Source organism: Neotabrizicola sp. VNH66, from assembly GCF_049445895.1.
Taxonomy (GTDB): Bacteria; Pseudomonadota; Alphaproteobacteria; order Rhodobacterales; family Rhodobacteraceae; genus Pseudogemmobacter.
Genome location: NZ_JBMSDW010000016.1, coordinates 39,005 through 65,828 on the forward strand (window position 1 = coordinate 39,005; position 26,824 = coordinate 65,828).

The 26,824-nt window shown below is 62.1% G+C and carries 34 protein-coding genes; 17 read left to right on the plus strand and 17 right to left on the minus strand.

The window, feature by feature from the left end; genetic code table 11:
- Position 1 precedes the first annotated feature (1 nt).
- The 12 genes from ACO2Q5_RS18690 to ACO2Q5_RS18745 all read right to left on the minus strand — a co-directional run bounded on the left by ACO2Q5_RS18690 (position 2) and on the right by ACO2Q5_RS18745 (position 9,110).
- On the minus strand, positions 2-751 hold the full coding sequence (locus ACO2Q5_RS18690; RefSeq protein ID WP_423293845.1) for a TrbG/VirB9 family P-type conjugative transfer protein: 750 nt from the start codon (positions 749-751) through the stop codon (positions 2-4).
- Positions 748-1,407: a virB8 family protein gene (locus tag ACO2Q5_RS18695; RefSeq protein ID WP_423293847.1), complete on the minus strand. Its 660-nt coding sequence runs from the start codon at positions 1,405-1,407 to the stop codon at positions 748-750. The genes ACO2Q5_RS18690 and ACO2Q5_RS18695 overlap by 4 nt, the downstream gene beginning before the upstream one ends.
- Before the next feature lie 32 nt (positions 1,408-1,439).
- On the minus strand, positions 1,440-2,459 hold the full coding sequence (locus ACO2Q5_RS18700) for a type IV secretion system protein (RefSeq protein WP_423293849.1): 1,020 nt from the start codon (positions 2,457-2,459) through the stop codon (positions 1,440-1,442).
- Positions 2,460-2,462: 3 nt separating this feature from the next.
- The gene (locus ACO2Q5_RS18705; RefSeq protein WP_423293851.1) at positions 2,463-2,969 is read right to left on the minus strand and encodes a hypothetical protein; all 507 of its coding nucleotides are present in this window, start codon (positions 2,967-2,969) and stop codon (positions 2,463-2,465) included.
- Positions 2,966-3,775 (minus strand): type IV secretion system protein, encoded by an 810-nt coding sequence (locus ACO2Q5_RS18710; protein ID WP_423293853.1) that lies wholly within the window; start codon positions 3,773-3,775, stop codon positions 2,966-2,968. Before ACO2Q5_RS18710 ends, ACO2Q5_RS18705 begins: the two co-directional genes overlap by 4 nt.
- Entirely contained in the window at positions 3,772-4,875 is a 1,104-nt protein-coding gene (locus ACO2Q5_RS18715; protein WP_423293855.1) for a lytic transglycosylase domain-containing protein, read from the minus strand. The genes ACO2Q5_RS18710 and ACO2Q5_RS18715 overlap by 4 nt, the downstream gene beginning before the upstream one ends.
- An 8-nt stretch (positions 4,876-4,883) precedes the next feature.
- The gene (locus ACO2Q5_RS18720; protein WP_423293857.1) at positions 4,884-5,090 is read right to left on the minus strand and encodes a hypothetical protein; all 207 of its coding nucleotides are present in this window, start codon (positions 5,088-5,090) and stop codon (positions 4,884-4,886) included.
- On the minus strand, positions 5,087-7,465 hold the full coding sequence (locus tag ACO2Q5_RS18725) for a VirB4 family type IV secretion system protein (protein WP_423293859.1): 2,379 nt from the start codon (positions 7,463-7,465) through the stop codon (positions 5,087-5,089). The genes ACO2Q5_RS18720 and ACO2Q5_RS18725 overlap by 4 nt, the downstream gene beginning before the upstream one ends.
- Complete coding sequence (locus ACO2Q5_RS18730) at positions 7,455-7,730, minus strand: type IV secretion system protein VirB3 (RefSeq protein WP_028030999.1); 276 nt, start codon at positions 7,728-7,730, stop codon at positions 7,455-7,457. The genes ACO2Q5_RS18725 and ACO2Q5_RS18730 overlap by 11 nt, the downstream gene beginning before the upstream one ends.
- A gap of 66 nt (positions 7,731-7,796) precedes the next feature.
- Entirely contained in the window at positions 7,797-8,111 is a 315-nt protein-coding gene (locus ACO2Q5_RS18735) for a TrbC/VirB2 family protein (RefSeq protein ID WP_084451041.1), read from the minus strand.
- Positions 8,112-8,116: 5 nt separating this feature from the next.
- On the minus strand, positions 8,117-8,827 hold the full coding sequence (locus ACO2Q5_RS18740; protein WP_423293861.1) for a lytic transglycosylase domain-containing protein: 711 nt from the start codon (positions 8,825-8,827) through the stop codon (positions 8,117-8,119).
- On the minus strand, positions 8,799-9,110 hold the full coding sequence (locus ACO2Q5_RS18745; RefSeq protein ID WP_126976265.1) for a hypothetical protein: 312 nt from the start codon (positions 9,108-9,110) through the stop codon (positions 8,799-8,801). Before ACO2Q5_RS18745 ends, ACO2Q5_RS18740 begins: the two co-directional genes overlap by 29 nt.
- Before the next feature lie 178 nt (positions 9,111-9,288).
- On the opposite strand from ACO2Q5_RS18745, the gene ACO2Q5_RS18750 reads away from it, so the two are divergent.
- The 3 genes from ACO2Q5_RS18750 (at position 9,289) to ACO2Q5_RS18760 (ending at position 11,358) form a co-directional block, all read left to right on the plus strand.
- Entirely contained in the window at positions 9,289-9,591 is a 303-nt protein-coding gene (locus ACO2Q5_RS18750; protein WP_423293864.1) for a hypothetical protein, read from the plus strand.
- 60 nt (positions 9,592-9,651) lie between these two features.
- Positions 9,652-10,296, plus strand: coding sequence for a hypothetical protein (locus ACO2Q5_RS18755; protein ID WP_423293866.1), 645 nt, complete (start codon positions 9,652-9,654; stop codon positions 10,294-10,296).
- A gap of 216 nt (positions 10,297-10,512) precedes the next feature.
- Positions 10,513-11,358 carry a hypothetical protein gene (locus ACO2Q5_RS18760; protein WP_423293868.1) on the plus strand — a complete coding sequence of 282 codons (846 nt, stop codon included), beginning with the start codon at positions 10,513-10,515 and terminating at the stop codon, positions 11,356-11,358.
- A gap of 129 nt (positions 11,359-11,487) precedes the next feature.
- Here ACO2Q5_RS18760 and ACO2Q5_RS18765 read toward each other — a convergent pair whose 3' ends face one another.
- Together ACO2Q5_RS18765 and ACO2Q5_RS18770 are read right to left on the minus strand one after the other, a co-directional pair.
- Entirely contained in the window at positions 11,488-11,823 is a 336-nt protein-coding gene (locus ACO2Q5_RS18765; protein ID WP_374436024.1) for a YnfA family protein, read from the minus strand.
- Positions 11,820-12,260: a MerR family transcriptional regulator gene (locus ACO2Q5_RS18770; protein WP_423293870.1), complete on the minus strand. Its 441-nt coding sequence runs from the start codon at positions 12,258-12,260 to the stop codon at positions 11,820-11,822. The genes ACO2Q5_RS18765 and ACO2Q5_RS18770 overlap by 4 nt, the downstream gene beginning before the upstream one ends.
- A gap of 83 nt (positions 12,261-12,343) precedes the next feature.
- Here ACO2Q5_RS18770 and ACO2Q5_RS18775 point away from each other — a divergent pair, with 83 nt between their 5' ends.
- Genes ACO2Q5_RS18775 through ACO2Q5_RS18795 form a run of 5 tightly spaced genes read left to right on the plus strand, consistent with a single transcriptional unit; the run spans position 12,344 to position 16,852 of the window.
- Positions 12,344-14,662, plus strand: coding sequence for a heavy metal translocating P-type ATPase (locus ACO2Q5_RS18775; protein WP_423293872.1), 2,319 nt, complete (start codon positions 12,344-12,346; stop codon positions 14,660-14,662).
- A gap of 4 nt (positions 14,663-14,666) precedes the next feature.
- Positions 14,667-15,290 carry a methyltransferase family protein gene (locus ACO2Q5_RS18780; RefSeq protein ID WP_028031010.1) on the plus strand — a complete coding sequence of 208 codons (624 nt, stop codon included), beginning with the start codon at positions 14,667-14,669 and terminating at the stop codon, positions 15,288-15,290.
- Positions 15,287-15,772 (plus strand): signal peptidase II, encoded by a 486-nt coding sequence (gene lspA, locus ACO2Q5_RS18785; RefSeq protein ID WP_028031011.1) that lies wholly within the window; start codon positions 15,287-15,289, stop codon positions 15,770-15,772. The genes ACO2Q5_RS18780 and lspA overlap by 4 nt, the downstream gene beginning before the upstream one ends.
- Entirely contained in the window at positions 15,759-16,196 is a 438-nt protein-coding gene (locus ACO2Q5_RS18790) for a disulfide bond formation protein B (RefSeq protein ID WP_084451045.1), read from the plus strand. Before lspA ends, ACO2Q5_RS18790 begins: the two co-directional genes overlap by 14 nt.
- Positions 16,193-16,852 carry a DsbA family protein gene (locus tag ACO2Q5_RS18795; RefSeq protein ID WP_028031013.1) on the plus strand — a complete coding sequence of 220 codons (660 nt, stop codon included), beginning with the start codon at positions 16,193-16,195 and terminating at the stop codon, positions 16,850-16,852. Before ACO2Q5_RS18790 ends, ACO2Q5_RS18795 begins: the two co-directional genes overlap by 4 nt.
- Positions 16,853-16,858: 6 nt before the next feature.
- On the opposite strand, the gene mntR is transcribed toward ACO2Q5_RS18795, so the two are convergent.
- Positions 16,859-17,311 carry a manganese-binding transcriptional regulator MntR gene (mntR, locus tag ACO2Q5_RS18800; protein WP_028031014.1) on the minus strand — a complete coding sequence of 151 codons (453 nt, stop codon included), beginning with the start codon at positions 17,309-17,311 and terminating at the stop codon, positions 16,859-16,861.
- 118 nt (positions 17,312-17,429) lie between these two features.
- Here mntR and ACO2Q5_RS18805 point away from each other — a divergent pair, with 118 nt between their 5' ends.
- The gene (locus tag ACO2Q5_RS18805; RefSeq protein ID WP_035026488.1) at positions 17,430-18,755 is read left to right on the plus strand and encodes an Nramp family divalent metal transporter; all 1,326 of its coding nucleotides are present in this window, start codon (positions 17,430-17,432) and stop codon (positions 18,753-18,755) included.
- A gap of 85 nt (positions 18,756-18,840) precedes the next feature.
- Here the strand turns inward: ACO2Q5_RS18805 and ACO2Q5_RS18810 are convergent, their stop codons facing one another.
- Complete coding sequence (locus ACO2Q5_RS18810; protein WP_028031015.1) at positions 18,841-19,434, minus strand: L,D-transpeptidase; 594 nt, start codon at positions 19,432-19,434, stop codon at positions 18,841-18,843.
- A 345-nt stretch (positions 19,435-19,779) separates the two neighbouring features.
- On the opposite strand from ACO2Q5_RS18810, the gene lnt reads away from it, so the two are divergent.
- The 8 genes from lnt to ACO2Q5_RS18850 all read left to right on the plus strand — a co-directional run bounded on the left by lnt (position 19,780) and on the right by ACO2Q5_RS18850 (position 25,946).
- Complete coding sequence (lnt, locus tag ACO2Q5_RS18815; protein ID WP_423293877.1) at positions 19,780-21,342, plus strand: apolipoprotein N-acyltransferase; 1,563 nt, start codon at positions 19,780-19,782, stop codon at positions 21,340-21,342.
- Positions 21,339-21,512: a hypothetical protein gene (locus tag ACO2Q5_RS18820; protein ID WP_423293879.1), complete on the plus strand. Its 174-nt coding sequence runs from the start codon at positions 21,339-21,341 to the stop codon at positions 21,510-21,512. The genes lnt and ACO2Q5_RS18820 overlap by 4 nt, the downstream gene beginning before the upstream one ends.
- Before the next feature lie 104 nt (positions 21,513-21,616).
- The gene (locus ACO2Q5_RS18825; protein WP_035026289.1) at positions 21,617-22,210 is read left to right on the plus strand and encodes an SCO family protein; all 594 of its coding nucleotides are present in this window, start codon (positions 21,617-21,619) and stop codon (positions 22,208-22,210) included.
- A gap of 3 nt (positions 22,211-22,213) precedes the next feature.
- Positions 22,214-22,687 carry a copper chaperone PCu(A)C gene (locus tag ACO2Q5_RS18830; RefSeq protein ID WP_028030816.1) on the plus strand — a complete coding sequence of 158 codons (474 nt, stop codon included), beginning with the start codon at positions 22,214-22,216 and terminating at the stop codon, positions 22,685-22,687.
- A 38-nt stretch (positions 22,688-22,725) separates the two neighbouring features.
- The gene (locus ACO2Q5_RS18835) at positions 22,726-23,268 is read left to right on the plus strand and encodes an SCO family protein (RefSeq protein ID WP_051294568.1); all 543 of its coding nucleotides are present in this window, start codon (positions 22,726-22,728) and stop codon (positions 23,266-23,268) included.
- Entirely contained in the window at positions 23,219-24,448 is a 1,230-nt protein-coding gene (locus ACO2Q5_RS18840) for a M23 family metallopeptidase (RefSeq protein ID WP_423293882.1), read from the plus strand. Before ACO2Q5_RS18835 ends, ACO2Q5_RS18840 begins: the two co-directional genes overlap by 50 nt.
- Positions 24,445-24,915 (plus strand): DUF411 domain-containing protein, encoded by a 471-nt coding sequence (locus tag ACO2Q5_RS18845; protein ID WP_423293884.1) that lies wholly within the window; start codon positions 24,445-24,447, stop codon positions 24,913-24,915. The genes ACO2Q5_RS18840 and ACO2Q5_RS18845 overlap by 4 nt, the downstream gene beginning before the upstream one ends.
- A gap of 467 nt (positions 24,916-25,382) precedes the next feature.
- The gene (locus ACO2Q5_RS18850; RefSeq protein WP_423293886.1) at positions 25,383-25,946 is read left to right on the plus strand and encodes a L,D-transpeptidase; all 564 of its coding nucleotides are present in this window, start codon (positions 25,383-25,385) and stop codon (positions 25,944-25,946) included.
- A 101-nt stretch (positions 25,947-26,047) separates the two neighbouring features.
- On the opposite strand, the gene ACO2Q5_RS18855 is transcribed toward ACO2Q5_RS18850, so the two are convergent.
- Complete coding sequence (locus tag ACO2Q5_RS18855) at positions 26,048-26,776, minus strand: DsbA family protein (protein ID WP_423293887.1); 729 nt, start codon at positions 26,774-26,776, stop codon at positions 26,048-26,050.
- Between the last annotated feature and the right edge of the window lie 48 nt (positions 26,777-26,824).

Genomic DNA, 26,824 nt, shown 5'->3' on the forward strand with positions numbered 1-26,824 from the left:
GTCAGAACTCCCATCCCTGAAGCTTGGCGAGCAGGACTGGGTCGGTGGTCATGCCCCCATCCACCCGCTCGATGCACAGAACCTGGCCGCCGATCCGGATCGAATAGGCGGAGCGCAGGCCCGAGACGCGGACGATGCTGCCCCGCGTGCCGGAGTTCAGCGTCACTTCGCGGCCCGTTGCATCCACACCGAAGATCGACGGCCGGAGGCCTGGGGCGAAGGCGAAGTAGGTCGCTTGCCCATCGTTCCAGATATGCACGGGCTTCAGGGTCTCGTCGCCCGACCAGGCATAGCCGATGTCGCGAGACCCTGCAGCCACGGTGCTACGGGTCGCCCGGCTTGTGCCCGTCTCGGGATAGCGCAGGACGAGCCGATAGGTCGGGTTGCGGGACCGGCCCTCGCTGATCGACAGCGAGATCGTGCGCCGCCCAGTATAGATCGTCATGTTGGTCTCGGCCCCGGCAATAAGGGGTTTCACGGAAACCGTGGTCCGGTTCGAGAGCACCTCGACCTCGAAGGCTTCGCTGTCGCCAAGAAGGACCGAGTCGATCCGCTCGCCCGCGCCCAGTTCGATGGCGGTGTTCACACGCAGATGCGTGTCGAGCCGGATGACATCGACTGGGTTGTAGAGGACCGACCGGACGCGGGCATCGGCGCCCATCGACGCAGGCGCAACTTCGGCGAAGGCGACGCTCGCGCAGCCGAGTGCGCAGGCAAGGGCAAGTCCCGGGAGGAGAATAGAACGGGTCATGGATTGGTCTCCAGGGTTTCGGCATCGACGCGGTAGGCCGAGACGGTAAAGCCGAGCGGGTTTGCCCAGACATGGGCGAGGGAGCGCTCGGTCTTCGGCTCGAAGGCGAACTCGACCGTCGCGACGAAGGGCTGGGTCACCGGCTCCTGCTTCGTCTTGCGCAGGGTTTTCAGGAAACGGATCTGGGCAACGTTCGGCGAAAGGAAGGTGATCCGGCGCACGGTCACCGTGACTTCCGCACCGGGGCCGTAGACATCGGGCGGATAGGCCGTGTTGCCCCCGCCCTTCGACCAGAGAAGCCGCAGGCTTTCCTCGGCGCTCCCCGTCGAGCGGCGCTGGACGCTTTCAAGCCGGGCCTGAATGCCAGCAAGGAAATAGCCCTCGCGGTCGGAGACGTAACCCACAAGGAGGCTTTGCTTCAGCGCTTCCTGATCCTCGATCCCGGTCGGGGCGACTTGCAGGATGTTCTCGGCGTCACCGGTCTGGCGATCAACGAGGACGGTGAAAACTTGAGTTTCCCGCAAGGGCAGAACGAGAACCAACGCGGTGGCAAGGATCAGGCTCAGCCCGCTTGCGGCACTCGCGACGATCCAGGCACGCCGGGCCGAGAGACGGGGCTCCAGAACGAGATCGACATCAAATCCATGCGCCTCCATGGGCGGTCCTCCACTTCTCGAATTCTGGGGCATCAGCTCTTGTCCGGTGTCCGGCTCGCGAGCCGCAACGCTGTCTGCACGGCGGACCGCCCGATCTGTCCGGCGGTATTGCCGTTCAGGCGCGCATCCGATGGACGGCGACCGCCTGCATCAAGACCAGCCGCTCCTCGGCCCGCACCGATCCCGGACGCGATGCCGGTGCGGCCGTAACCCTTGACGCTGTCGGCGGAGCGGAAGGTCGAGGCTGCGACGCTCCCGAGGCCGGTCGCGGTCGACGCGAGCGACTGCGCGATCGTCGGCACCATGGCCATGAGGCCGGTGCCGAGCATCATGACGACGACGAAACTCAGGACATCGCCGATGGTTTCGACCGAGGCGAGAGAGGCTGGCGTCAGGTCGCGGGCGATCGCGATTGTGAAGGCCGCCATGCCCGAGGTCAGCATCGGGTAGAAAGCAAAGCCGAGGGCGAGGTTCACCCATCGATCGAAGAGCGGGGCGGTCACCTTGAAGAGCGTGCAGGCTATCGCGATCGGCGCGAAAATGACGAGGACGCCGATCATGATCTTCGCGGCCGAGATCACGATGATCGACACGGTCGCCATCAGGGCTGCGACGAGAAACATCAGGAGGCCCGCGAGGGCTCCAGTGATGTAGCTGCCGTTCTGGCTGATTGCCTGCCCGACATCGAGGGCCTGCAAGTAGAGCGAATCGAGCCCCTCATAGAGGTTGCCCGATCCTCCGCCGAAGGCTTCGATGACGACCGCCCCGATCTCGCTCGGGGCATTGGTCAGGACGCCATAGACCGCATTGAAGTTCGTCCAGGATGACAGGAATGCCGAAGCAACTGCGATCCGAACCATCAGGCCGAGACCATTGCGCAGCGTCATTGGCACGGCCTGTGCCATCAGGTTGATGCCGACCAGGGCCACCACCAGAACAGAGCCGACCCGGAAGACCGGAACGATCTCGGCGGCCACGGCGTCGAATGCCGTGGCGCCAACGGCGGTTGCGGCGGCGTCGACCTGGGTCAGGATGTCGGCGATGATGGCCATGAATCACATGGACCGACAGACGGTCTCGAGGTCGCGATAGTGCGCCTCGGTCTCGCGTTGGTGCTGAGTGAGGTAGGCCTCGAGGTCTCTCCGATCATCATTGATGAGGTCGGCAGCCGACTTCCCCAACAGTTCAGACGTGAAGTTGTCGAAGCTGAACCCGTCGAAGAGGCAACCGCATGTCCCCGCCTCTAGGGCCTTCGTCTTCGCTGCTGTAATGTAGGCCTGCCGCGCGGCACCTTTGAAGCGCCAGTGGGTGATCCCCTCGGGGAGGTCGATCACCTCGCCGCAAGAACTCCTCTCCGCCCCGGCAAAGATACCGGTCCCGCGTCGCTGCATTTCGGTCAGGAGATCCAGCGCGGCCTCCGCATTTTGCGCGCCTACCGCTTCCCGGGTCTCTTCGATTAGCTGAACGTCGCTGAAAGTGGCGATGTCTTGCGCAGCAGCGAAGCTGGCAAAGCAGACCATGACAACAACCGCCGCGACGTGGTGAGAAGCCCGCCGCATCATTCGGCCCCCGAGTAATCGAAGAAGCTCTTTTCCTTGGCCTGCTCTGCGGCCCAGTTCACGCCTGTCTGCCCGGCGGCCAGCCCCGCAGCTGCGTTCAACCGCCACATCTGGCCGAGCATGTAGTTGGTCTCGGCCGCCATCCGGGTGTTGAGGTCAATGCTTTCCTTGAGCGTGTCCTGGTTCGCGATCTCGTCGACGAGGCCGTCGATCCGCGCGAGGCTTTGGGCGGCTTCCTCGTAAGAGAGCTGCGCCACGCCCATAACCGTTGCACTCGTGGCAGCGGTCGTCGCGATGAGCTTGTCCTGCGGGTTCTCGGATGACGAAAGCCCGGCCAGGGTTTCCGAGGTCAGCCCGGCCCCTTCCAGCGTGTCGCGCATGTATTCGGCGGCCATCTTGTCGCCCATGGTCACGTCGCCATCGAGAAGGCTGTCCAGAAGCCCATCGAAATCCCCGATGGTCAGCGCGTCCTGGAAGCCGGAAAGGTCGGTAATCTTCGCCGCCCGGGAACGCAGGTCCTCCACCGAATTGTAAAGGCTCGCGATCTCGTTCAGGCCCGAGATCGACCCGAGGATGCCTTCGAGGTTGGTCAGCTGCTCGAGACCGGTCTCGACCTGTTTCTTCAGCTCTTCGATCTGCGCGATCTGGTTTTCGGCATCGCGGAGTGCCGCCTGCAGCTGCTCGATGTTCTTGGCAAGGTTGGTACCGTCGATGACGGGAACGCCCTGCCCCAGAACGGGCGCTGCCAGAAGCGTTGCGCAGACGGCGAGCGCGAGACGCGCCCTTGTTCGAAGGACGGCAGGTCTCACGGAGTGTACTCCCAGAAGGTGGTGTATTGCAGGGATTGCGCGGCATCCGAGAGCCCGCGGGCCGCCTCGACCTTGACGGCACCGGCGCGCAACCGCAGCGTCAGGGCCATGAGGCGCGCGCGTTCCGCGAGCATGTAGGTGTTCTGGTCAACCGCTTCTTTCGGGGTCTGGGGCTTGGCCGTCTCAAGGAATCCCTTGATCCGTGCCATGGCCGCCTCGATCTGCCCCGACTGCTGGCCGGAATAGCCGATGAAGGCCGAGGACATGTTGCCCCATTCGGCACTGGCGCCCTCCACCCCGGCCAGCGTGCCCGTCACGTCCGCGCCGGTGATCACCGAGAGATAGGCATCGTAATAGCCAGAGATCCGGCGGACGTAGTTCCGGGTTTCCTCGAAAGGTGGGATGCCGCCGTATTTCTGGACGTTGCCCGGCCCCGCATTGTAGGCAGCGAGCGCGAAGTCGATCCGGCCGAAGCTGTTGAGCTGGGTCGCGAGATAGCGTGCGCCACCATCGAGGTTCTGCAGCGGATCGCTCGGATCGACACCGAGATCGGCGGCGGTGCCGGGCATCAATTGGCAGAAACCCATGGCCCCGACCGGGCTGATCGCCGCGTTGGAAAACCCGCTTTCCTGCTTCACCAGCGACTGGAAAAGAATGCGCCAGGTCGTGGGCGTGAGACCGACCTTCACGACGCCGGGGTGCGTCTCGTACCGTGCGGCCGTCGCGATGATCATCGCCTCGACTGTCTCGCCTTCACCGAAAAGTCGCTGGCTTTCCGGACTCGTCTCCCCAAGGGGATAAACTTCCTCGGCAGAGGGAAAGGTTCCCGCCCCCATCTCGAAGCTGCTGAGGTCAGTCACACCGGTCGTATCCGCGAGGAAACGCTCATAGGCGGCCAGCTGATCGTCTTCGATCTCGCTGAGTTCGGTGCGGGTGGTGAGTTTCTCCCCCTGCTTCACGGCATCCTCGGCCTGTTCAACGAGGCGCGAGATGAAGTTCGACAGCCGCGAGCCGTCGATGATCGGCACGCCTTGGGCCAGGAGGCCCATGGGCAAAGAGCTGCCGAGGAGTAGCCCGAGAAGAATGGGAGCGCGGCGCATGCGGTGGCTCAGTTCCCGCAACGCGCGTCGGGGGCGTTCATTGTCGAGACGACGACGGTGCTGCCGTCGGTTTGTTCCCGCGCCGCGAAATACTTGCCTTCGGCCCGGAACTGGCCGTGGCAGGGGGAGACCGCGCCCGTCTCTACACCCGCGCAGGCGGAGAGGAGGGTGAGCCCGAGAAGGGAAGCGGGGGTCAGGCGGTTGCGTCGGATCACATCATGTCCTTCCAGAAGTCTGGGGTGTCGCGCCAGCCGTAGGGCGCGCGGTCCTCGCCGGATCGGCCGCCGCCAAGAACGGCCAGCGCGGGCCCAAGAGCCGCAAGACCCATGTTGACGAAGACCGAGTCCCCGGCTGAGCGCAGGAGGGCGAGGCGCAAGCCACCCGTCGGCGTGCAGAGAAACTCTGCCTCCTTCTCGTTCAGCCGCAGGATCCGGTAATCCTCGGGGTTGGCGCGCGGGTTCGGGTAGAGAAGCTGGGTCACCACGCTTTCCGCGATGATCTGACCGACCTTGACCCGGGTCAGATGGGTCGGCGTCTGGGTCAGCATCATCACCACGGCATTCTTCTTCCGCATGGTGACGAGCCAGTCATGCAGGCGCTTCTCGAAGATCGGATCGTCGAGCATCTTCCAGGCCTCATCGATGACGATGAGGGTCGGACGGCGATCCTCGATCACCCGTTCGATGCGGCGGAAGAGGTAGGCGAGAAGCGCCGAGCGTTCGGTCCCGAGATCGAGGATCTCCGACATGTCGATGCCGGCCACGTCTTCTGACAGGCTGATCTGGGATGTGGCCCCGGGCCCAAAGAGCCAGCCATGCCGCCCACCCTGCCCCCATTCCCGGACTCTGCCCACCAGGTCGCCCTCATCGTCAGTCGAGGCGACGAGGGTTGCGAGACCATCGAACGTCCGTAGCCGCGGATCAGCTGAAACGATCTGACGGACAGCGGCGTTCAGGCTGACGGTTTGTGCGGTCTCGAAGACACGTGACCCAGCAAGGATGTCACCGAGCCAGTCGGTGAGCCAGGCCGCCCCGCGCTCATCGGTCTCGGTCTGGAACGGATTGAGGCCTGTCGCCTCACCGATCCTGATTGCAGAATAGCTTCCGCCCAGGGCCCGCACGGCCATCTCGAGGCCCCGGTCCTTGTCGATCACAAGGATGCGGGCATGGACTCGCCGCGCCTGTGCCATGAGGAAAGCGGTGCCGAGGGTCTTGCCCGACCCCGTGCGGCCGAGCACCAAAGTGTGACCAGCACTCGGTTCAGCCCCCCGCTCGCCTTTGTCGTGGAAATTGAAGCGGTAAAGGCTCGAGGTCACCGTCGGCAGCGCTGTGATCGTCTCGCCCCACGGTGACTGTGCCTTGGAGCGACCTTCCGTGACCCGGTGTAGCGCCGCGAGATGCGCGAAGTTCTGGGCTGACAGCAGGGCTGTGCGCGGGCGGTAGGCCCAGTTGCCCGGAGCTTGGGCAAGCCAGGCCGCGCGGGCGGCGAAACTCTCGCGCACGAGGGTCGCCCCACAGTCCTGCCCCGCCCGCCAAACCTCAGATGCCGCTTCCTCCAGTTGTTCCGGGGTCTTGGCCGTGACCATAACAGTCAGGTGATGCTTTCCAAAGACCTGTCGGCCAGAGGCGACATTGTCTGCGGCCTCATAAAGCTCCTGCCGCAAGGTTTCGGCGGCATCTTCAGAGGCGCGCATCTGCCGTGCCGTGCGCTTAATGCGCTCTTCGATCTCGTTGTTGCGGGTCGGCGTGAAGCTGTTGGTGATGACGATGTCGTAGGGCAGTTCCAGAGCATCCAGCATCCGCGCCCAGGTTCGGGCCGGATAGGATTTCACGCCGAAGATCGTCCCGAAGCGCTGCCCGGCGCCGGACTCGATCTCCACCCGCTTCCCGGCAAAGGTCATCTGCGATGACGCGACGGCCTCGGCTAGAAACTGGCCGCGCATCGGAAGGACTTTGGCCATGGGCTGCCCGAGAAGGACACCCAAGAGACCGAGCCATTCCCCGGAAGAAACGGTGAGCCGCCGGAAGCCCAGACCCTGGCAGGCGCCAGCAAGGAGCCCCATCGCTTCATTCAACCGTTCGATCCGCTGGCCAAGATCGCCCGTGAAGGCTGCCTTGAAGAGCGCGCCGATCAGAGGGGCACGTTTCAGCGCAGTCGGGCGCAGGATGAGCGACACCATCAGCACTCGCCGCTTTAGGCTGCGGGCGCGAAGATGTCCCTGCCACCGGGCATCGACCATGGCCGCGAATTCGGCCCCGGTGCCCTCACCATCGAAGGGCTTCAACTGCGGAGCATCCGGCAGGGTCAGCTTGGAAATATGGAACCCGAACCCTTCGCCCAGCTGGCCAATCAACCGCGCGAGCGAGGTGGTGGCGAGCGAGAGCTCCCCCTCTTCCGTCGTGAAACTGTCCTGCCCCTCGACTACGGCAGAGGCGATCAGATCACCTTGCCGGGTCAGAATCAGGTTGTCCGCGGGTGCGGACAGCCAGGGCAAGTGCCGGGTGAAAGTCTCGGCTGAGAGATCCTCTGGCCGCAAAGCAGATCGCAGCGCCGGGGTGGCCGGGAAGAGAGACTTGAAGTCAGCTGACATGGCGATCTCCGCCAAAGGCCGACTTGCCCCGTGTGCGCGGCGTCCGGGAAAAGACAACTGCGACCGTCTCGAAGAGGTTCGGATTGCGGTCTGCCACGAACCACAGGACCGGATAGCCGACGACCCCGATCAGCAGAAACCGCCAGTCGTTCGCGCCCACGAAGGGAATAACCGAGCCCAGCATCAGGCTCACGAAATAGCCGATGGGCAGGCCGAAAATCTTCGGCGGCCGGGTGAGGCCGAGAAACAGGGGCGCGTCATGCATGGGAGAAATCCGGAGGATCGGCCAAGCCGGGTGTGCGTACACACCCGGCCTGTTGCCTTGCCCACCTCAGGGGGCCGCAAAGCCGTCGATGATGGTCGCGGCAGAGAAGACGAGGACCACGCCGAAGAAGATGGCAAGGAAGAGGGGCCAGTTCAGGCGGCCGGTGAACATCATGTAGCCCGCCGCCACGACCGCAAGGATGGCGATCAGCCGTCCAATCGGGCCGGTCAGTGCATCAACCACGGTCTGAAGCATGTTCTCGAGGGGATCGAGGTTCTGCGCGAGAGCGGGCTCCGCGAGGATCGCCGCAAAGGGCATGGCCAGCAAAAGGGTGTGCAAAGCCAGGCGCGGCAAACGCGCACCGAAAAGATTGCGGAACATCTGGATTACTCCGAACTGAGGGTTGCGTTGGTCAGCCGCAGAACCTTGGCCACATGGCCCTCGGTTTCGGCATAAGGAGGAATGCCGCCGTAATCGCGGACCGCTTCGGGTCCGGCGTTGTAGGCGGCGAGTGCAAGATCGGCAGCGCCGAAGTCCTCAAGCTGGGCGAGAAGATAGCGGGCAGAGCCGTGGAGGTTCTCTTCCGGATCATGGGGATCGACACCGAGGAGATCAGCGGTTCCTGGCATCAACTGCCCAAGACCGATGGCACCGACGGAGGAGCGCGCATCCGGATTGAAGGCGGATTCCACGGCGATGTTGGCCCGGAAGAGCGCCAGCCATTCCGTCCCGGAAAGCCCGGCCGCCTTCAGCGCAGGGTGGCGAAGATAGTCGTCGCCGACATCGAGAACGAGGTCCTCGATCTCGGCCGTGCCGCGCGGGCCCCTGCCCTTCGGGGGCGTGCCGTAGGACGCGAGCACAACGAGACCTTCGTCATCTGCATCGGCCTCAGCTTCATCTTCGAACTTGGCGCCGTTCAAATCGCCGCGTCTGGGAAGCTCTTTGCCAAAGTCGAGGACGCTGGCTCGAACCCTCAGGTCCTCAGCCCCTGCCCCGAGGTCGATGACCTCGGCTACGGCACCTTGTGCGGCAATGAGCCAAAGCGCCAGCCCGCCACAGAGGGTCAGATCAGGGAATGGGCTCCACCGCTGCGTCATGGGTCCAGGTTGCCTTTTCGCCCTTCTTCAAAGGAACGGGGACCGTGGTCAGACCCAACTCGACCGCGAAGGAGATCAGACCGGTGACGGTCTTGAATTCCCGGGGTTCGAGCCCGCGCGAGATCACCAGAAGGGCTGTCTGGTCGCCAAGGCGCAACTGAATGCGCCAGGTGCCTTGCCAGACATTGAGAACCTTCTTTGCGTCCTCGACACAGAGGGCTTCGACGATGCCGCCTTCGGTCAGGGCCTCCTTCAGTCCGGCCTGCAAGATCACCGGGGTCAAGTTCCTCATGGGTTGGCACCTTCCGAAAGCAACACGCTCACGGCAGAACATAGTGCATGTTGCGCTGATGAGAAACATGTCGTCGCACAACATGGCGCTCACCTAGCGGTAGAATCCTATTGCGTCAATAGCGGTGTTTTGCAATTCATGAACATGTTTTGAAATCTCCGGATCGTGCATGTCCACCCTCCTCTCCAGAAGCGCTCGCCTCGTCGTCGCCACGCTGCTCACAAAGCTTGTTTGCGGGGTCGCTCAAGGTGCCACGGCACTGGACTGCCTGCCGCCGAGCCCGCCCGCGCCGGTCACGGATGCCGCCACGCGTGCCGAGTATCGCACGGAGATAGGGCAGGAGTTCACAGCCTACTTCGATGAGGCGCAGGCCTATCTGCGCTGTCTGGATGCTGCGCGAGCAGAAGTGTCCGAAGAGATCAACCGCGCGATCCGCGACTATCAGGCGCTCGGCCCCGAGCCCGACGGTTGACCTCGCCAAATCAAGCCTCCCTGCTCCTTCCCTTCAGGCTCTTTCACAAGGAAACCAGTAATGAACTCTCTACGAGCCGCGGCCGCCGTCGCAGCGACCGCAGTCTCCCTATCGCTTGCGGCGCCGGTTGCCGCCTATCCCGTCGATTGTGCAATCCTTCTCTGCCTTGCAGGCGGCTGGCCGGCTTCAGCGGAATGTGCCCACGCCCGTGCAGTCTTCATCGCTCGGATCACGCCTTGGCCGGTCGAGCCGCCGCTGCAGATATGGAACTGCCCGATGCGGGCGTCTTTGAACCGCGAAATTGCCCCGATGGAGCGGCTGTTCGAGATCGCGCTGCGTGAAGATGGCGAACCGCTCCCACGGTCACGGGGCGAGAGCCCTGCCGAGCTTTACCTGGCTCAGGACCGGGCGGACGTCGACATTTCCGATCCGGATTACGACTTCGTACGCTCGATCCATGTGTTTCAGATTGAATACCGGCGGCACCGCAACAGGGACGGCGATTGCAACACCTGGTCGACAATCCGCGTGGGGACCTACGGCGAACAGGGTGACTTCGCCTGGGCGCGGTCCACGCCGGCCCGGGTTCCGTCCGCTTCAGCGTTCCGCCCGGGGACTAGCTGTTCTGACTATTGGTTCCGCGGCGTCTTCGTCGACTGGACCGACTACGAGGGCACCTACGGCTTCGAGGAGGTGCGCTACTGATGACCTGACCTTCCAGCCTCTCCGACACGATCGAAAGACTGAAACACCCAGAAACAGAAACGACGCCAGACCATAGGCCCGACGCCGCACTGATTTCCTCGTGGTAGTGGGAATTTAGCGCGAGCTTTGGACCCGTTCAACCGGCAAATACCTTTGCCGGAACGAAATTTTGCACGCCTCGCGGTTTGGTGTCGCCCCTTGAAGGAACGACACGACATGGAACTCACGACCGGTGCCATCCTGCGCCGCATCACCGAAACGCCACTCTCCACGGCGGCGCACAAGCTCGCGACGATCATCCTCGACGGGATCGCCTGGAAGGATGGCTACAACGGGCTCGAGCGCGGAACGGCCGCGTTCACGCTGGCGCATCTCGCTGAGAAGATGGGGGTTTCGCGGCAGCATCTAACGGCGCTCCTGGCCGAGATCGCGTCGTCCAGGCTAGCTCTGGTCCGGTGGAAGCCGAACGGCAAGTTCGCGCCTTGGCTCTTCCGGTTTGGGGGCAACAGTAATGCCGACACACCGCCATATGTCGTGTCAGCCTCAGGCGACACATCACTATCTAGAGAAAATAAGAACAAAACTATCTTTGCAGGAAGGATCGAGATTGCGGACGGAACCAACGTCTACCGGACGCCGTGGGCGGAGCTGATCAAAGCCTCGAAGGCGTCGCTCGCCTGCTGGAACGTCGACACGCAGGTGATCTGGGACCGGTTCCTAGCTTTCAACCGGGTACGTGGAAATGCCCGCGTTCCGGCTGGCTTCTTGCTTGGCTTCATGCGCCGCTGGCGAACCAGTTCGCCAATCACAGCTCCGTCGCCCTCAGCAGCTCCGGTGCCGCAGCACACGGCTGACCCGAAGGCGCAAGAGCTTCACGATCATATCCGCGCCGCACCGAGCTCCAATCGGCAGTTTCATGCGTCGGATCTCTGTAGGCTGATCGGTCAGCCTGCCTACGAAGCCCGCGTCCGCGCCATCGTTTATCAGTTCGGATGTCCTAGGTTCGCTGCAATCCTCGCGGTACATGGGCGGGCGGTACTGGCAGGGGAAATTCCGCGGTAAAGGGAATGGTGCGCGCTTTAGCGTCGTTAGATCGGGCAATGCTTCGCTCTGCCCATCGGGAGCAACCTGAGCGAGATATCGGCCATCGGTTCGTACTGTTTGACCGGCCGCGCATTCTGAGCACAAACATCAGGCCCCTCTGGGAGCGACCAAGATGAGCGCTGCACCGAGAAGACAGAGTACCGCTCCGCTCAGGTCCCAGGTGTCAGGGCGCTGTTTCTCTACGGCCCAGAGCCAGACGAGCGATGCAGCGATGTAGACGCCACCGTAAGCGGCATAGGCGCGCCCCGCGAAATCCGATGGCGCGAGGGTAAGGAGCCAGGCAAAGACCGCAAGGCTGAGGATGCCGGGAACCAGCCAGAGCGCGCTCGCCCCTTGTCGCATCCAGGCCCACACCGCGAAGCAACCGGCGATTTCGGCAAGAGCGGCGCCGGCGTAGATGGTGAGCGTTGCGGGTGCAGTCATTCCGTCGCCTCTGCCTCCGGGTGTCGATGATCGGTCGCACAAAGGGAATGGTCGCCCAGCACTTCGATGACCCGACAGTCCGCGATCTTCCCGCCAGCGCATTGCATGACCATGCGTTCGAGTTCGGCTTTCAGCGCCGTCAGGCGCGCAAGGCGGCTTTCGACTTCGACCAGTTGGGACCTTGCGATGGCATCTGCGGCGGCGCAGGACTGGTCCGGCCTGTCTGACAAGCTCAGAAGATCTCTGATCGCTTCCAGCGTGAATCCCAGATCGCGGGCATGACGGATGAAGGCGAGCCGTTCCATCGCCTTGCGACCATAGAGCCGCTGGTTTCCCGAGCTGCGTTCGGCTTCGGGAAGCAGGCCAATCTGTTCGTAGTAGCGGATCGTTGGAACCTTCACCCCGGCCGCGTCGCCCAATTTTCCGATGGTCAGCATCAGATTCCCCTTGAAGCTATAGTTGCTAGAGACATTAGGTTGCTGATTCGATGAAATCAACTGCCCGCTCTGCGGCAGGAGGAATGACGATGTCGGAAGCTGCACGCGAAACGTCCTGCGACTGGACAGTGACTGGCATGGACTGCGGGTCCTGCGCGACCAAAATCAAGGATGCGGTCGCGCGTCTGCCGGGAGTAAGCGGCGTCGAGGTCGGGATCATGTCGGAGCGCCTGAGACTGACGCTGGATGAAGGGCAGACCGCGAAGGACAGGATCGAGAAGACTGTCCGCGCACTTGGCTACGAGATTGCGCCACGCACAGCATCGGCGAAGAAAGAATTCGTGCTGCCCGGCGCACAGGCTGTGGCCGATATGACCGACGCGCATCCGGATCTCGATCACGCCAACCGCGATCATGAGGGCCACGATCACGCCGGTCACGATCACGGCCCGAAATCATCCGGCACTAAGCAGGACGAGTCCAGCCACGGCAGCCCCGGCCATATCCATGACGACCCTGCGGATCGCGGCAAGCGGTGGTTTCAGACTGCCAAGGGTAGGCTGGTGGTCTTCACTGCCCTTCTGCTGGGGGCTGCCTGGATCATTGAGTATCTGGCACCCGAGATCGGCAATTGGGCCTTCGTCGCCGCTTGTCTGATCGGGGTGGCACCGGTAGCGCAGCGCGCCTTTGCGGCATTGCGGATGGGTCAGCCCTTCACCATCGAAAGCCTGATGACGATTGCAGCCGTCGGCGCACTGTTCATTGACGCAGCCGAAGAGGCGGCGCTGGTGGTGTTCCTGTTCGCGGTGGGCGAAGTGCTGGAAGGCGTGGCCGCAGGCAAGGCACGGGACGGCATCCGGGCGCTGGCCAATCTAGTGCCCAAGACGGCACAACTGGTCACAGGTGACACCACGCGCGAGGTGCCAGCAGCAAGCCTGTCCGTTGGTCAGACCGTCCTTGTCCGCCCCGGCGACCGCATTCCGGCCGATGGCGAAATTACCGACGGGACCTCGGGTGTGGACGAAAGCCCGGTCACGGGTGAAAGCGTGCCCAAGACGCGCGGGCCGGGCGATGCGGTCTTTGCCGGGGCGATCAACACCGAGGCCGCCCTGCGCGTGAAGGTCACCAAGGGGCCGGAGGACAACACCATCGCCCGGATCATCCGCCTGGTCGAAGAGGCCGAGGAGGCGCGCGCGCCGACGGAACGCTTCATCGACCGCTTCAGCCGCTGGTACATGCCTGCCATCGTTGCCGTCGCGGCCCTTGTCGTGCTGGTGCCGCCCCTGGCCTTCGGTCAGCCGTGGGATACCTGGGTCTATCGGGGCCTTGCGCTTCTGCTGATCGGCTGCCCCTGCGCACTGGTCATCTCGGTTCCCGCCTCCATCGCCTCGGCCATGTCCACCGGGGCGCGGCGCGGACTCTTGATGAAGGGCGGCGCCGTGATCGAAGCGGCGGCCAAGGTCGATGTCGTGACCTTCGACAAGACCGGGACGCTGACGCATGGCCGCCCGCAGGTGACGGATGTGGTGCCGTTTCGGGCCACCACCGAAGCCGAGCTTCTGGCCGTTGCGGCCGGAGTCGAGACAGGGTCGAGCCACCCGCTGGCCATCGCCATCCTGAACAAGGCCAAGGACGCAGGCGTGACTGCGCTGCCATCGCAGGATGCCAAGGCGCTGATGGGAAAGGGTGTTGTCGCGACAGTGGATGGTGAGCCCGCATGGGTTGCCTCTCCGCGTTACGCGATGGAACATGGTGGGCTTGAAGGCCTTGGCTTGCGACAGGCCACGATCTTTGAGGAGGATGGCAAGACCGCTGTTGCGGTGTTCCGCGAAAAGACCCCACTTGGGTTGCTTGCCATGCGAGACGAGCCACGGGCGGACGCCAAGGACGCTGTGGGCCAGCTCACGGCCATGGGGGTGACCTCGGTGATCCTGACCGGGGACAACCCGCGAACGGCCTCCGCCATTGCCGGAAGTCTCGGGCTGAAGTTCGAGGCTGACATGATGCCCGAAGACAAGCTTGCCTATATCCGCGAGATCGGCTCCAAGGGCGGCGTGATGATGATCGGCGACGGCATCAACGACGCGCCGGCGCTGAAGCAGGCAAGCGTTGGCGTGGCGATGGGCTCGGGCACAGATGTGGCGCTGGAAACCGCCGATGCGGCAATCCTGCGCGACCGGGTCACCGACATCCCGGCGACAATCCGTCTGTCGCGAGCCGCAATGGCCAACATCCGCCAGAACGTGACCATCGCGTTGGGGCTGAAAGCCGTGTTTCTGGTGACCTCGGTTTTCGGTCTGACCGGCCTGTGGATCGCGATCCTGGCCGATACCGGGGCAACGGTGCTGGTAACCCTGAACGCCCTGCGCCTCCTGCGGTTCAATCCCGAGCGTGAGAGCTGACACCATGATCTCGGGTTTTGGCTGGGCCGCGCTGGCCCTTCTGTTCGGTTATTTGGCTCTGTTCTTCTGGGGCAGTGCCTTGGCGGCGCAAGCGGCGGGGCGATCCGTCTGGCTGTTTTCGCGCGCCAAGGGGCGCGACCGGGTGGCCGCGATGGGGTTTCGGGCGGCCTTTGCGCTTGCCTTTTTCGGACCGCTTCTCTGGCTTGCCGTCCCCGCACTACACAAGGTCGATCCGCTTTGGACTGAGGGGCGCGCCATATTCCTCGGCCTGATCGGAGTGTTTGTCGCAGGGCTTGGCGCGATGGTGGCTTTTGCCGCGCAGATGTCGATGGGATCATCCTGGCGCGTTGGCGTGGTGGACGGCGAAACCGGCGATCTGGTCTCGGGCGGCCTCTATCGCTTCAGCCGCAACCCGACCTTTGTTGGTCAGGCGGCGCTGCTGGCAGGTGTTGCCATTGCGGTTCCGGCAGTCCCAACAGTCCTCGCGCCAATCCTGTTTCTGTGGTCGGCCACCACGCAAGTCCGGTCGGAAGAGGCCGCCCTGCGCTTGGCCATTGGGCCGGATTATGACCGTTATGCGGCATCGGTTCCCCGCTGGATCGGCATCAACCGCAAGGCTGAACAATGACCAAGGCGAAGCTGATTTCGGTGATCGCTGCCGCAGTGGTGGCAGACCAGGTGACCAAGGCAACAGCGCTGTCGCTGCTGACGCAGGGGACTGCGGTTCCGGTTCTTCCGGGCTTCAACCTCACCCTTGGCTTCAACGAGGGCGCGAGTTTCGGAATGATGGGCGGGCTCATGGCGGGCAAGCCTCTTTTGATGGCGGCGCTGACGGGCGTGCTGACTGTTGCCTTCGCGGTCATGGCATTCAGGGCGCGGCACCCGCTGGAACGCGCGGGTTTTGCGCTGGTCGTGGGCGGGGCGCTTGGCAACATCATCGACAGGGTGCGGCAAGGGGCCGTCACTGACTTCCTTGATTTCTATTGGCGCGACTGGCACTGGCCCACATTCAACGTCGCCGATATTGCGATCACCTTAGGCGCGGTCCTGATCCTTGCCGCCTCATTTCCCCTTTGTCGCCGCAAGGAGCCTGTTCTTGACCAACACTGACCCGCAGAGCCTTTCGCGCGACGACTTGCCCTTGACCGCCGCCTTCCTTATTGCGCTGGCGGCCACGCTTGGTGCGCTTTTCATCGGCGAGGTGCTGGGCCAGATGCCTTGCACGCTGTGCTGGTATCAGCGCATCGCCATGTTCCCGCTGGTGCCGATCCTCGGCCTTTCGCTCTGGCGCGGGGACGGCATGGCACGCACCTACGCCTTGCCGCTGGTCTTGGCCGGGCTGGCGCTTGCGGCCTGGCATTCGGGGCTTTACGCAGGGATCCTGCCCGCGCCCATCGTGCCCTGCACCGAGAACGGCCCATCCTGCACCGGCGAGGCGCAGGTCATCCTTGGCGTGCCGATCCCGTATCTTTCCATGGTCGCCTTTGTGGCGGTCCTTGCCTGTCTCCTATTGCCGAAAGGACAACGCCCATGAATCGTCGCAATCTCCTGATCGGAGCATCCGCACTCGGGCTCGCCGCCTTTGCAGGCGGCGCCATCATCCTGAACCGTCGCCGTTCGGCCGAGGCGGAGGCAGTGGCTGCCGCCACGCCTGCCGTAGATCCGGCGCTTTTGGTCCGAGAGTATTCCCCCAGCTTCGGTCCCGCCGATGCGCCGGTCACATTGGTCGAGTTCTTCGATCCCTCTTGCGAGGCCTGCCGCGCTTACCACCCCGTGGTGCAGGAAATCCGGCGGCAGTTTCCGACTCAGGTCCGCGTTGTGTTGCGCTACACCGTCTTCCATGAAGGCTCGGACGAGGCCGTGCGCATCCTTGAAGCTGCGCGGATGCAGGACAAGTTCGAACCGGTGCTGGACGCGCTTCTGGAGCAGCAGCCCGGCTGGGCCGTTCATGGCTCACCAGAGATGGATGTCGCCTGGGAAATCGCCGGTGCCGCAGGTCTCAATCTGGATAAGGCGGAAACCGACCAGTTCTTCCCGGGGATCACCGGCATTCTGAACCAGGACGCGGCCGATGTCGAAGCACTGGCCATCCGTCAGACCCCGACCTTCTTTCTGAACGGGAAGCGGCTGGAAAACTTCAGCGCCGAAAGCCTGATCGCGGATGTCCGCTTTGCGGTGGAGAACAACTGACGGCGTTCAGGACCGGTTGGCGAAGGCCGAAAACAGGGCCAGCGTCCGCGCGCTCACGTGATGCTCGATGCCCTCGGCATCGCGCTCCGCCGTCTCGGGATCGAGACCCAGACTGATGAGAAAACGCAGCACGATTTCGTGCCGACGCCGGCATTCCTGTGCCAGCGCACGCCCGTCTTCCGTCAGAAAGACCGACCGATACTTCGCGCGGGTGATCAGTCCCTCCCGCGCCAGACGGTCGAGCGTCTTGCTCACTGTCGGCACCTTCACGCCAAGCCGCGCGGCGATGTCCACGGGCCGCGCTTCGCCTTGATCGTGGATCAACTCCGCGATCAGTTCGACGTAATCTTCGGCCAGCTCATTGCGCCGGGCTTCGCGCACGCCCTGAAACGCTCCGGCGCGTAGATCCGCGGGCCGGTCATCCGACATAAAGTGGGGTGCAGGATCGAGCTCTGTCATCATGGCAGTCTCGCATGGAATGGATTGACAAGTAAAGGCGCAGAGAAGATTGTTAGCCTTACCTAACTTTGTGTGCCAAGACTTTGGTACGACCATAAGAGTGTAGAAAGCAAAATCCATGTCCGCGAACGCTTGGCGTCGAGAGAGCGAGACACCATCCCTTTCGGAAGTCTTCCGCAGCATCGCGGTCGGCAACGGCGGCACCAGCAGGTTTAGGCGCTTCCTTGCTTTCATCGGACCAGGCTATCTGGTGGCGGTGGGCTACATGGACCCCGGAAACTGGGCGACCTCGCTCGCGGGCGGGGCGGCCTTTGGCTACACGCTTTTATTCGTGGCCCTGCTGTCGAACATCATGGCGATCCTGCTCCAGTCACTATGCGCGCGGCTCGCTGTCGCCTCGGGGCGCGATCTGGCGCAGGCCTGCCGCGATGCCTTCCCCAAGTGGATGTCGGTCCCACTGTGGGTGCTGGCGGAGGGGGCGATCATCGCCACGGACCTGGCAGAGGTGATCGGCACCGCCATCGGCCTGAACCTTTTGTTCGGGATTCCGCTGGAGATTGGCATCTTCATCACCGCCGCCGACGTCTTCCTGATCCTGTGGTTGCAAAACAAAGGCTTCCGCTGGATCGAGGCGCTGATCATTTCGCTGATGGCTCTAATTGCCGCCTGCTTTGTCGTGCTGATTGCGCAGGCCAACCCTGTCTGGGGCGAAGTCATCGCCGGGTTCGCCCCTAGCCGCGAGATTGTGGGCAACCCGACCATGCTCTACCTGGCACTTGGCATCATCGGGGCGACGGTCATGCCGCATAATCTTTACCTACATTCGGGCATCGTTCAGACTAGGGCCTTTGCGCTTGACCTGCCCGCTAAACGCGAGGCCCTGCGGCTGGCCACCTGGGACAGCACCATCGCCCTGATGTTCGCGCTGACGATCAACGCCTCGATCCTGATCCTCGCCGCCGCCGCGTTCTACACCGTCGGCGAAAACGATGTGGCCGAGATCGACAAGGCGCATCTTTTGCTGGAGCCGCTGCTGGGATCATCGCTCGCGCCGATCCTATTTGGGGTGGCGCTGTTGTGCGCGGGGCTCAACTCCACCGTCACAGCCACCATGGCCGGGCAAATCGTGATGGAGGGGTTCATCAACCTGCGCATCGCACCTTGGGCGCGGCGGCTGATCACCCGCTGCCTTGCAATCCTGCCCGCCATCTTCGTGATCCTGCTCTACGGCAGCGAAGGCGTGGGTCAGCTTTTGATCCTGAGCCAGGTCGTTTTGTCGTTCCAACTGCCCTTTGCCATTGTGCCTTTGGTCATGTTCACCGCCAGCCGCGCCAAGATGGGTGAACTCGTGGCCCCGCGCTGGCTGACCGGCCTGTGCTGGCTGATCGCGGCTGTCATCATCGTGCTGAACATAAACCTGCTGTCTACCGTTCTGTTAGGCTGACTCCAGCAAATTCCATCCAGTTACGCAAGGTAAAGCCGGTCACGGAATCTCGCTTGAAGTGCAAGGGTATGGCCGTGCAGCGTAATCAGATCAGCAGCACCTGAGTGCCGACTTGCGCAATGTCGTAGAGTTCGATGACATGCTCGTTGTACAGACCGATGCAGCCATTCGATGATCTGCGTCCTATCTTTCGGGTGTCGTGAGTACCGTGGATCAAGTAGGCTGGCCAGGACAGATACAATCCGCGGACACCCAGTGGGTTGTCCTTGGCTCCACCCTCCACCATCTTCGGCCAGTCCGGGTTGCGCTCGAGCATCGAAGCCGTTGGGCGCCACGGCGGGTTCACGGCCTTGCGGACAATCTCGGTCCGCCCGAGCCGGGTCAGTTCCTCGGACAGAGGGACGGATGAGGGATATAGCAGGTAAATCGACTGATCCTCTGACCAATAATGGAGTGCGCGTGACTTGGTATCCGCCAGAATTGCACCACCCCGAGTATTCTCAAAATAGTCCTGCCACTGCGGCATCCGGAAGCTGGACACGTTGTTCCGCACGCTGCTTGACGCGGGAGCTTGAAACTCCGTGCTGCCTTCCTGTGACCGGGCCGGCAGGGCTGCAAGACTGGCCACCCCGATTGCACCACCCAGCAACGCCCGCCGCTTCACCAAATCGCTGGTCATGGAACACTCCTTCACACGCTTTTCGCGAGTGGAAGTATCGTTCGCTCGTAGACGAGACAAATCAAACAGCCGTTAGCAGTCGGTGCTCGCGGCGAGGAGCGCGACCATCCTTTCTCCCCGCAACCGTACGATAGGCTATCTGGCGGTTTGCAGGCGACGAATATATCCGATCACCTCTTGGTAGTCCTGTTCAAACCTGACAATCCTTCCACAGTTTCAAGCCCACGTCGAGGATCGATCACGTTCCCACCAATCTGACAATGCTGTGATCTGCGAATAGATGCATTGCACCTCAAGCTACTAGAGCAGTTAGCCGTCACCCCTGATTTAGGGGTTGTGGCACGATTGTTCTTTCCAGACGCACGCCAATTTTCGAGCAGGAAGCCTGTCCAAAGCTGGGCGAGTTTGGGGGCAGCCATCGCGGCAGGCACCCTTTTTGTCATGGCTCTGCAGCCATACTCGATCCTGCCACTTGCATTGATCGCCTTCGCTATCCTGACAGTTTTGGTGCGTAGCGCATCAGGTTTCTTCGCCTTCGGGCTGGGATACTTCTTCGGCCTTGGTCAATTCGTGCCCGGGCTCTTCTGGATCACCGAAAGTTTTCAGGTCGAGGCGGACCGGTTCGGTTGGCTGGCTCTGCCGGCGGTTCTTGGTCTTTCGGCGCTTTTGTCGGTCTTTCCTGCCCTGGCCTGCGCTCTGGCGGCACGGATGGAACGCGCCGGGTTGTCGTTGGCGCTCTCAATGGCGACAAGCTGGACCGCCACGGAGTGGCTGCGTGGCCATGTTCTCACCGGGTTTCCCTGGAACCTGGCTGCTTACACATTGTCTGACTGGCCGGTTGCCGCGCAGGCTTCCGCTGTCTTCGGAAGCTACGGCCTGGGATTTCTTCTCGTGCTCTGCGCTGCGCTGGCCGGACTGGCCGTTGTCTCGGACGACAACGGGAAACGTGTCCGCCACCTCGCCACAGCAGGCGCAATCGCCTTGTCGGTCACCGGATTTGGTGCGATGCGCTTGCTGCTCGCCGATGTGCCGTCAGAGCGCGGCGCGCAAATCCGCGTCGTTCAACCGAACATCGCACAAAGTGCTAAGTGGGATGATGCCGCTCGAGACGCGAACATCCTGAAGCTTCTTGCACTTTCTGCCCGGCCGGGCGACTTCGACATTCTGCTGTGGCCGGAAACCGCTTGGCCAGGGTTTCTGGCAGAGGATGCCGGCGCCAAGGCGATGTTGGGCTGGCTCTTGCCCAAGACCGGCGTCTTGCTGACCGGCAGCCCGGAAAGGGAGGAAACCGGGGCCGAGACAGTCTACCGGAATGCCGTGCTTGCTATCTCTCGTGACGGCACCATTCTGACGCGCTATGCCAAGCATCATCTCGTTCCGTTCGGTGAGTACATTCCGTGGCGGAACCTTTTGCCCCTTCAGCGTCTGGTTCAATCGCTCGGAGACTTCACGCCAGGGCCAGGGCCACGGACACTGGCGTTCGGCCCACACCCCTATGCGGGGATCGCAATCTGCTATGAGATCATTTTTCCCGGACATGTCGTCGATGATGCGATAAGACCGGACTGGATCTTCAACGCGACAAACGACGCCTGGTTCGGTGCCTCGATCGGGCCATGGCAGCATTTGGCATCGGCCCGGATGCGGGCCATCGAAGAAGGCCTGCCTCTGGTGCGGGCCGCCAACACGGGAATTTCTGCGGTGGTTGATTCTTACGGGGCAACCTTGGCAATGCTCGAAATCGATAGGTCAGGCGTGATCGACATCCGCTTGCCCCGCCCATTGCCCGCAACCATCTACGCCCGCTTCGGAGACTGGGCGCTTCTCATTATTATGCTCACTTCATGGGCCATCAGTGGCTACTGGGCCCGCCGGCACCGGGCAAACCTGAAAAGTGTATCGAAATGATCGGGGCGCTCTTTGCAACCATCGGGTTCATTTGGGGTTACCTCGTTGCGCGGCGGCGGGGCGGAAAGACCCTCGACCGCTTGCAGTATGGCGCAGGCTTTGCCATCGCCTTCGGGCTGTTCGGCACCTTCCTCGGAATCGCCCTCGCAAGGTATCTTGGGGCAGCCTGATCGGCGAAACCTTGCCGGTCCTGAAACTCTCACCTTCTTGTCGGTTGAACCTCTAGTTGCTCGAGGTTCTAGACGGCAGGCTGTTCTCTCAGTCCGGACTGTTCATGCGTCTTCGTCCTCTTCAGATCATCCTTTGGATCACCGCCACTGCGGCTGTTGCCACGTTCTCAGCGGTGCGGTGGTGGCCTGCCACGGACGACACCGCAACAGCAGCTGCAGCCTTCGCGCCTGCCTTCACGCTTGCGGACAGCGAAGGCCGCATCCGCTCGACTGCCGAATTCCGCGGAAAATTCCTGTTGGTGTTCTTCGGCTTTACAAGCTGCCCGGATGTCTGTCCGACGACGCTCTCCGAAGTCGCGCAGGTCATGGATGATCTTGGATCTGACGCAGAATCGGTGCAGCCGATTTTCATTTCGATCGATCCCGAACGGGACAGGCGTCTGGGGCTGGCCGACTACACAACGGCCTTTCATCCAGCGATCCTTGGTTTGGCAGGAAGCGAAGAGCAAACTGAATCCGCGGCCGCAAGCTTCAAGATTTTCTACTCGCGGGAAGCCGACGCCTCATCGCCGGACGGGTACACGATGGCGCACAGTCCCGGCCTTTATCTCATCGGCCCCGATGGCGCGTGGCTGCGTCAATTCACCTACGGCACATCTGCGCCCGAAATCCTTTCCGACCTTCAATCGAGACTTTGACCTATGAAACACTTCCTTCTTGCCACATCACTCGTCCTCTCTGCGCCTGCCGCGATGGCCTGTGAGACCGTGACAATCGGCGATCTTACCGTTGAACACGCCTGGTCCAAGGTGACGATCGGCGCGGGACGACCCGGCGTGTTCTATGTGGAGATCAAGAACACCGGGACGTCCGACGATGCGCTTGTTGGTATCGCGACGCCAGCCGCCGACATGCCGATGTTGCACGAGACTGTGGTGCAGGATGGCATCGCATCGATGCCGCATGCGATGTCAATTCCGGTGCCGGCCGGTCAAAGTGTGCTGCTCGCGCCAGGGGGTTACCACGGCATGCTGATGGGCCTGACGACAGCCCTCAAGGAGGGCGACAGCTTTCCGGTTACCCTTTCCTTCGAAAAGGCTGGTGAGGTGACCGTGAATGTCGATGTCCTCTCGTTGCGCGCGGAGGGGCCGGATTGCGCCGACGCAGGGCAATAATCCTCGGTGCTGGAGGGGCAGTCGGAGCCGTCGCCTTCATGCTGGGCGTCGGAGCCTATCGCACGCGCAACCGACCGGCCCGCAGCGAGGTCCTGCCTGTGCCAATCGGTCGGATGACCTGGACATTGACCGACCACAAGGGTCGCTTGGTCCGACCCACTGACTGGGCCGGTCGCCCGGTTATGGTATTCTTCGGTTTCACTTGGTGCCCGGACGTCTGCCCGACCACATTGAGCGACATATCGCTCTGGCTCGAGGAACTGGGTGCCGACGCGGATCGCCTGATCGTGGCGTTGATTTCGGTCGATCCGGAGCGCGACACGCCCGATGTCCTAGCCGGCTACGTCAGCAACTTCGATCCACGCATCATGGGGCTGACGGGTCCTGCTGACGAGGTCGCTCAAGCGGCCGCAGATTTTCGCGCAACCTATCGCCGCGTCGATAAGGAGGGCGGCGACTACACGATGGACCACACCGCCGGTGTATTTCTGTTCCACCCCGATGGGCGCTTCGCAAGCATCATAGACTTCCATGAAGACCGGCGCTTCGCCGTTCCAAAAATCCGCCGAACCCTCAGTTGAAAGGGCATTCTGCCAGATGATCCGCTCCGCATTTCTGATCCTTGCTATCGCGGCTTTCGCCCCGCTCCAGGCAGTGGCCGATCCTCCGACGGCGCATTTGCCTATGGCATTCGAAGCCACAATCGCCCGCGGTGACACCCTGGACAGCGTCCTTGGTCACGCAGGAATCCCCGGGGCGGTCCGGGCAGAAGCCGCCCTCGCGCTCTCAGGTGTGTACGACCTGACGGACCTGCGACCTGGCCACCGAATTGAATGGACTGCGGCGTCCGGGGATCCGGCAGCGCTGACACGCCTGTCGCTCTTCGTGGAAGATGGTGTGGAGATCGCTCTCTCGTTCGACGGACCGATCGCGGCACAACGTCTTGACCCGCCGGTTCGTGAAACAGATCGGCGGGAGACCTTGACCCTCGACGGAACTCTCTATGACGCCCTGATGGCACGAAATGCACCCGAACGGTTTGCGGTTGACCTGACCGCACTGCTTGCGGGTCAGGTCGATTTCAGGCGCGACCTCAAAGGCGGAGAAACCTTCGCGCTGGTCTGGCAGGAAGATCAGCTTCCCGATGGCAGCATCGCGGGAGAGCCGCGCCTGAGTTACGCCAGACTTGAACTTGCGGATCGCGTGCTCGAACTCGTTGCCACCGAAGCCGCTGGTCCAGTCATAGTCTTCGAAGACGGTGAAGCCGTGCAGCGTTCAGCAGCACCCATACTTGGCGCACGGCTGTCATCCGTTTTCGGCCGCCGAAACCATCCGGTATTGGGCGGCGTGCGCATGCATACCGGGATAGATTATGCGGCACCTGTGGGGACCGAAGTCTCGGCAACTGGTGCCGGGCGGGTTATCTTTGCGGGAACGATCCGCGGCTACGGCACCACGATCGACATCGATCACGGCGGCGGGGTCGTGACGCGATATGCGCATCTCTCTGAAATTTCCGAAGACGTTCGCGTGGGGACACGGGTCAAGGCTGGAGACGAGATCGGCGCAGTCGGCGCGACCGGGCTCGTGAGCGGCCCCAACCTTCACTACGAAGTTCGTGTCGACGGCCGACCGGTCGACCCGAAAGACCAGGATGCCCTGCCGGAACGGGAGATTGCATCGGCAGAAGACCTCGATGCACTCGCCGCCTGGCGCAGCGAAACCGGCTTCATGCCAGCGAATGACGGGGAACGTGGATGAAGGAATATCGCATCGGCCGCCGTGAGTTCCTCCTGGCAGCGACAGCCTTGGCCATAGCACCTGCCGCAAGGGCAGAGGAAGAACCGCCGATCCATGTCGTAAAGGGGCGTGGCTGCGAATGTTGCGATGCATGGGTGGACTACCTGCGCGAACAGCGGTTCACGGTTACGGATGAGGTGTCGATGGGAACCTTGTTAATCCGCTTCAAGATGGATCAGGGCATACCAGCAAAGGTGTTTTCCTGTCACACGGGCACAGTTGACGGCTATGCGCTAGAAGGCCATGTCCCCGCTGCGGATATCCGCAGGCTTCTTGACGAGCGTCCTGACGCAGTTGGCCTCGCCGTGCCCGGCATGCCTTACGGCTCGCCGGGAATGGGATCAGAAGACAATCGAGACGCCTATGACGTCCTTCTGGTTCGCCGAGATGGAAGCCTGGAAGTTTATTCAAGCTATCCGGCCGCCTGACATGAACCGTGATCGTATCGGATCAGCAAGACTGCCTGTGTGTTCTTTAGTGTCACTGCAGCAAGAGGTGTCCGGTCACGTCATTTTGACTCACCGAGGTTTCAGCATCGGGGGCATATAATCGTTTCATGCGAATGCTGTTGCTCATCGTCTGGCTATGCTCCGTGTGCGCTGGTTTTCCTAGCGCTGCGTTCGAATACAGTTCAGGGGATGTGGTTCAGAGTTATGGCGCCTTTGAGAATGGATGTCCTGGTGCTGGATGCGCAGAGACTAGCAGCCATAGTGTTTGCCACTGGACCACCGAAGTGGCCGCGGTGCAGTGCTCAATTATCTCGGAAAGCAATGGCTTAGCCTTTGCGCTGGTGCCACAAAGAAGGCCCAGCCTAGCCTATTCACCAAGACTACCTCCGCCGCGAAGCTGGTCCTGACGGATACAGCACCTTTCCCAGTCGGTTCCCGGAGGCCATATGTTCACCAGACGATCTGCCATCGGCTGCGCCACAGCAGCTATTTTGACAACACCAAGCGTCTTGCGCGCGCATACTGAGGATGCGTTTGTTCTACCTGAGAAGTTCCAGCCAAAGGAAGTCCGAGTACGCGAGCAGTACACGGCCGGAATGATCCTGGTCATTCCTCACCAGTTTTACCTCTACCATATTTTCGAGACTGAAAGAGCGATCCGCTATGGTGTCGGGGTCGGGCGAGCCGGCTTGGAATTCAAGGGAACCGCGATCATTGAACGTAAAGCGAAGTGGCCGTCCTGGCGTCCGACAAATGACATGATCCGCCGAGACCCGGACCGCTACGCGAAGTTTGCAGATGGCGTTCCTGGCGGGCCAGATAATCCCCTCGGCGCGCGAGCGCTTTACCTGTATCAAAATGGCGTGGACACCTACTATCGGATCCACGGCACCACTGAGCCATCTTCAATCGGAAAGTCAGTGTCCAACGGCTGCATTAGAATGCTCAATGATCACGTCATTCAGCTCTACGAACAGGTCCCGGCTGGAACACCAGTTCTTGTGCTGTGATTCCATGGGCAGCAGGCATCTGAATGAATAGCAGTCATTCATATTCGCCGTTCACAGTATCACGATCAAGATCGGAACGGCCTTGCGTCGTCGCCGTCCATTCAGTCCGCCGACCGAGCAGCCGTCACTGCTTCCAACAATTGGTTCTGCTGAACAAAACCGGGAATGAGCTGATCGCCAATGACAAAGGCCGGTGTTCCGTTGAAGCCAAGGGCCTCGGCAAGCCTCATCGATGTAGCAATGTGTTCCTCGACCTCCGGGGACTTCATGTCGCTCTGCAACTTTTCGACATCCAATCCAGTTTCTTCAGCAATGCGAAGGACTGTTTCGGCTTCAAGCTTGCCCCGCATGGTCATGAGCGCCTCATGAAACTCGGCATAATTTCCCTGCGCTCTTGATGCCAAGGCAGCTCGGGCGGCAAAAGCTGACCCTTCGCTAAGAATTGGCCACTCACGAAGCACAAGACGAACGTTTTTGTCCGCTTCCAAAAGGCCATCAATCTCGGGGGCCGCTTGCTTGCAATAGGGGCAGTTATAGTCGAAAAACTCGACCACAGTGACGTCGCCATTGGGGTTCCCTAGAACCGGCGCGTTTGAGTCTTGCTCCAAGATCTTGCGTTCTGCTGATAGCGCGCTTAGGGCTGCTTTGGCTTCAGCTTCGGCCTGGCGCTGCTCCAACGCCTGCAAGGCCTCCAAGACAAGCTCTGGGTTTTCTCTGAGAGCCTCAGCAACCAGTTCTTTTACCCTGCCTTCGGATAGCTCTTGGGCACCAACTTGGCTGCCCATGAGGAAGCCGGAAATCAGGACAACGGACGTGACTGGTCGAAGCATGGAGACTCCTGATGTAAGGCTGCGTACTGTTTTGGCACGATGCAACCT